The sequence below is a fragment of the Mitsuaria sp. TWR114 genome (assembly GCF_007997345.1).
Window position 1 is genome coordinate 1 of sequence record NZ_VOSR01000387.1, and the last position, 3575, is coordinate 3575.

At 70.2% G+C, this 3575-nt stretch carries 3 protein-coding genes; all 3 read left to right on the plus strand.

All coding sequences use genetic code 11. The features are described 5' to 3' along the window. Positions 1-258: 258 nt before the first annotated feature. Positions 259-768 (plus strand): ATP synthase F0 subunit B, encoded by a 510-nt coding sequence (locus FUT87_RS14745; RefSeq protein ID WP_147241500.1) that lies wholly within the window; start codon positions 259-261, stop codon positions 766-768. A 121-nt stretch (positions 769-889) separates the two neighbouring features. After that, the gene (locus FUT87_RS14750) at positions 890-2890 is read left to right on the plus strand and encodes an ABC transporter ATP-binding protein/permease (protein WP_147241501.1); all 2001 of its coding nucleotides are present in this window, start codon (positions 890-892) and stop codon (positions 2888-2890) included. Further along, complete coding sequence (locus FUT87_RS14755) at positions 2887-3435, plus strand: MgtC/SapB family protein (RefSeq protein ID WP_147241502.1); 549 nt, start codon at positions 2887-2889, stop codon at positions 3433-3435. The genes FUT87_RS14750 and FUT87_RS14755 overlap by 4 nt, the downstream gene beginning before the upstream one ends. The last annotated feature ends 140 nt before the right edge of the window (positions 3436-3575 follow it).

The following is a 3575-nucleotide window of genomic DNA, read 5'->3' on the forward strand; positions in this document are numbered from 1 at the left end:
GGCCGCCGTCGCGCGCCTGGCTGCTCTGTTCGCCTGAGCCGCGCCGCGGGCGTTCCCACGAAACGCGCTCGTGACGCGATGCGTTGAGGTCGATCAAGGACCTCGGACCTTTGACCTCGCCGCCACACCGGGCCATGCCGACGCCGACCTAGCATCGCTGGTTCCTCCCCTCTCAACAGGAACCCGCGCATGCATCACCGCTCTCCCCATCCGACCGCCAAGCCACAGCCCTCTTGGCATCCTGACTTCCCGCTGCTCATGCATCGCCTGGATGAGCACTCCGTCCACATCCACGAACTGCGCGGCGACGTCCGTGAGCTCAAGACCTCGATCGATGCCGTGCGCATCGAATCGCGCGACCAGGTGGATGCGCTGCGCAAGGACTCACAGCAGCAACTCGAGACCTTCCGCAAGGATTCGCAGCAGCAACTAGAGACCTTCCGCAAGGACTCGCAGCAGCAACTCGACACGTTCCGCAAGGACTCGCAGCAGCAACTCGAGACCTTCCGCAGGGAGTCGCAGCAGCAACTCGACGCCTTCCGCAGGGAAACACAGCAGCACCTTCAGGAGCTGCGTGCCGAGATCGCCAGCACGGTCCACTCCTGCGTGACCGCTGCGGTGGCTCCGCTCTGCGAGCGCTTCAACACGCTGAACGAGCGCGTCAACAACGCCGGGCTCGCGTCGGACGCGCGCCTGCTGAAGTGGTTCGCCGGCTCGGCGGCCAGCTCCTCGGGCTTGGCGATCATCGTCTCCCGGATGCTCTCGTGAGCCCGCCCGCGGCCCAACGCCACGCGCCCTCCTCCGTCACCGCCAGTAGGCTTCGTCCTACCCGCCCCATGACCCGTCGGAGCTACCGTCTAGCCATCTCGGCAGACCGGGTTCCGACCTCATGGTGTCTCCCTCCACTCCCGCGACGGACCTGCCGCCGTCCGGCCCTCCGGGTGCTTCGAGCGCCCGTTCACCTTCCGCGGCGACCGCCTCCGCGACGACCGCTCCCGCGCCCTCCACCACGGCGGCGCCCAAGCGCCGGCGCCGTCGGCCCCCGCGTCTCTCCGCGGCCGCCTGGCGCCAGTTCCTGCAGATCGCCAAGCCCTACTGGCTCGGCGACCAGCGCAAGGCCGCCTGGGGACTGCTGCTGCTCCTGATCGTGCTGATGCTGTGCGAGACCCAGCTCGCCGTGCTGCTCAACGCCAAGACCGGCGAGCTGACCTCGGCCCTGGCCGAACGCAACCACTCCCGCTTCTGGACCGCGGTGCGCGACAGCCTCATCGTCCTGGCCTTCGCCGTGCCGGTGTACGCCTTCTACTACTACATGCGGGACGCCTTCTCCAACCACTGGCGCCGCTGGCTCACCGGCCGTTTCCTCGACGGCTACCTCGACGGCCGCAAGTACTACGAGATCGGCACCGGCGCCGCCGGCGACATCGACAACCCCGACCAGCGCATCTCCGAGGACATCAACACCTTCACCGGCCGCTCCACCCACTTCCTGCTGCTGATGCTGGGCTCGGCGATGCAGCTGGTGGCCTTCTGCGCGGTGCTGTGGTCGCTGTCCAAGGTGCTGGTGGCCTTCCTTGCGGTGTACGCGACGGTGGGCACCTTCCTCGCGCTGTATGTCTTCGGCTCGCCACTGATCCAGCTGAACTTCTGGCAGCTGCGCCGCGAGGCCGACTTCCGCTTCGGCCTGATGCGGCTGCGCGAGAACGCCGAATCCATCGCCTTCTACCGCGGCGAGCCGCAGGAGCGCGCCCACATCGAAGGCCGCTTCGAGTCCGTCTACCAGAACTACTGGAAGCTGATCCGCAAGCAGCGCTCGCTCAACCTCTTCCAGCGCGGCTTCAGCCAGCTGACGCTGGTCGTGCCCAGCGTGATCCTGGCCGAGCGCGTGCTGTCGGGCGACCTGGAGGTCGGCGCCGCCGTCCAGGCGGCCGGCGCCTTCGCGGCGGTGCTGACGGCGGTGTCCCTGATCGTCGACAACTTCGAGAGCCTGAGCCGCTTCGTCGCCGGCATCGACCGGCTGCATGCGCTGTCGGACGTGATGCACCAGCGCAAGCCGCGCGCCGAGCGTCAGCGCGAACGCATCGTGACGAGCCACGCGGACCAGCTCGCGCTGCGCGACCTGACGCTGTACACGCCGCAGTTCGACCGGCTGCTGGTCGAGAAGCTCAACGTCGCGCTGCAGCCCGGCGAGAGCCTGCTGATCACCGGCGTCAGCGGCTGCGGCAAGAGCTCGCTGCTGCGCGCGATCGCGGGCCTGTGGCGCTGCGGCGAGGGCACCATCGAGCATCCGCCGCTGGAGGAGGTCTTCTTCCTGCCGCAGCGCCCCTACCTGCAGCCGGGCACGCTGCGCAGCCAGATGATCTATCCCGACACGGCGACCGAGCTCGACGACGAGGCGCTGCGCGCGATCCTCGACGAGGTCGGCCTGCCGGAGCTCGCCGAGCGCGTCGGCGGCCTGGACGCCACGCAGGACTGGGACAAGCTGCTGTCCATGGGCGAGCAGCAGCGGCTCGCCTTCGCGCGCGTGCTGGTGCGACGGCCGCGGATGGTGATCCTCGACGAGGCGACCAGCGCGCTGGACAGCGGCAACGAGCGCCGCCTCTACGAGCGGCTGTGCCGCGACGGCGTCACGCTGGTCAGCATCGCCCACCGCCACGGCGTGCTGCGGCATCACACGCACGTGCTGCGCCTGACCGGCGGCGGCGCCTGGCAGCTGCACGCGGCCGAGGGGTATGACTTCGATGCCGCTGAAGCCGAAGCCGAAGCCGAGGCTGCAGCCGCCCAGGCCACGCAGACCGCCCAGGCCGCGGTGCCGGTCGCCGCGCCCGCGTCGGACGCCCTGACCGCGACGCGGCCCGCCTCGGCGCCGTGCGCCAAGGAGCCGCCATGAGCGCCGACACCTGGACCGAGATCGTTGACACGCTGCGGTCCGAGTTCTCGGACCTGCCCGATGCCGCGCAGATCACCCGCATCGCCGTGCGGCTGCTGCTGGCCGCGCTGCTGGGCGGCATCCTCGGCTACGAGCGCGAGCACCACGGCAAGGCTGCGGGCATCCGCACGCACATGCTGGTCTCGCTCGGCGCGGCGCTGTTCGTGCTGGTGCCGCAACAGGGCGGCATGCCGATGCCCGACATGAGCCGCGTGCTGCAAGGCGTCATCGCGGGCATCGGTTTCCTGGGCGCGGGGGCCATCCTCAAGCTCAAGGACGAGGAACAGGTCCACGGCCTGACCACCGCCGCCAGCATCTGGATGACGGCCGCCATCGGCATCGCCTGCGGCCTCGGGCGCGAGGCCACCGCGGTGTTCAGCATGCTGCTGGCGCTGCTGATCCTGGCCGTGCTGCCGCTGTTCACCCGGCCGTATCCCCGCGATGACGGTGGGCGTCGCGAAGACGCGCGCGGCGACGACCGGAGAGTGTCGCCGCGTGACGACTGATCGTCGCCACGGACCGGAAACGCGGCGGCCGGCGCTACAGCGAGGGTTCCGACACCGCTGCCGCCGGCGCGCCCGCTGGCGGCCCGCCCTCACGCGCGGTGCGCCGGATCTCCGGCAGCTTCACCGCGTGCGGCACCGGC

What these genes read in the sequence shown, in the direction of transcription:
- FUT87_RS14755 (WP_147241502.1), top strand. Translation starts at nt 2,887, where the DNA reads ATGAGCGCCGACACCTGGACCGAGATCGTTGACACGCTGCGGTCCGAG.
- FUT87_RS14750 (WP_147241501.1), top strand. Translation starts at nt 890, where the DNA reads ATGGTGTCTCCCTCCACTCCCGCGACGGACCTGCCGCCGTCCGGCCCT.
- FUT87_RS14745 (WP_147241500.1), top strand. Translation starts at nt 259, where the DNA reads ATGCATCGCCTGGATGAGCACTCCGTCCACATCCACGAACTGCGCGGC.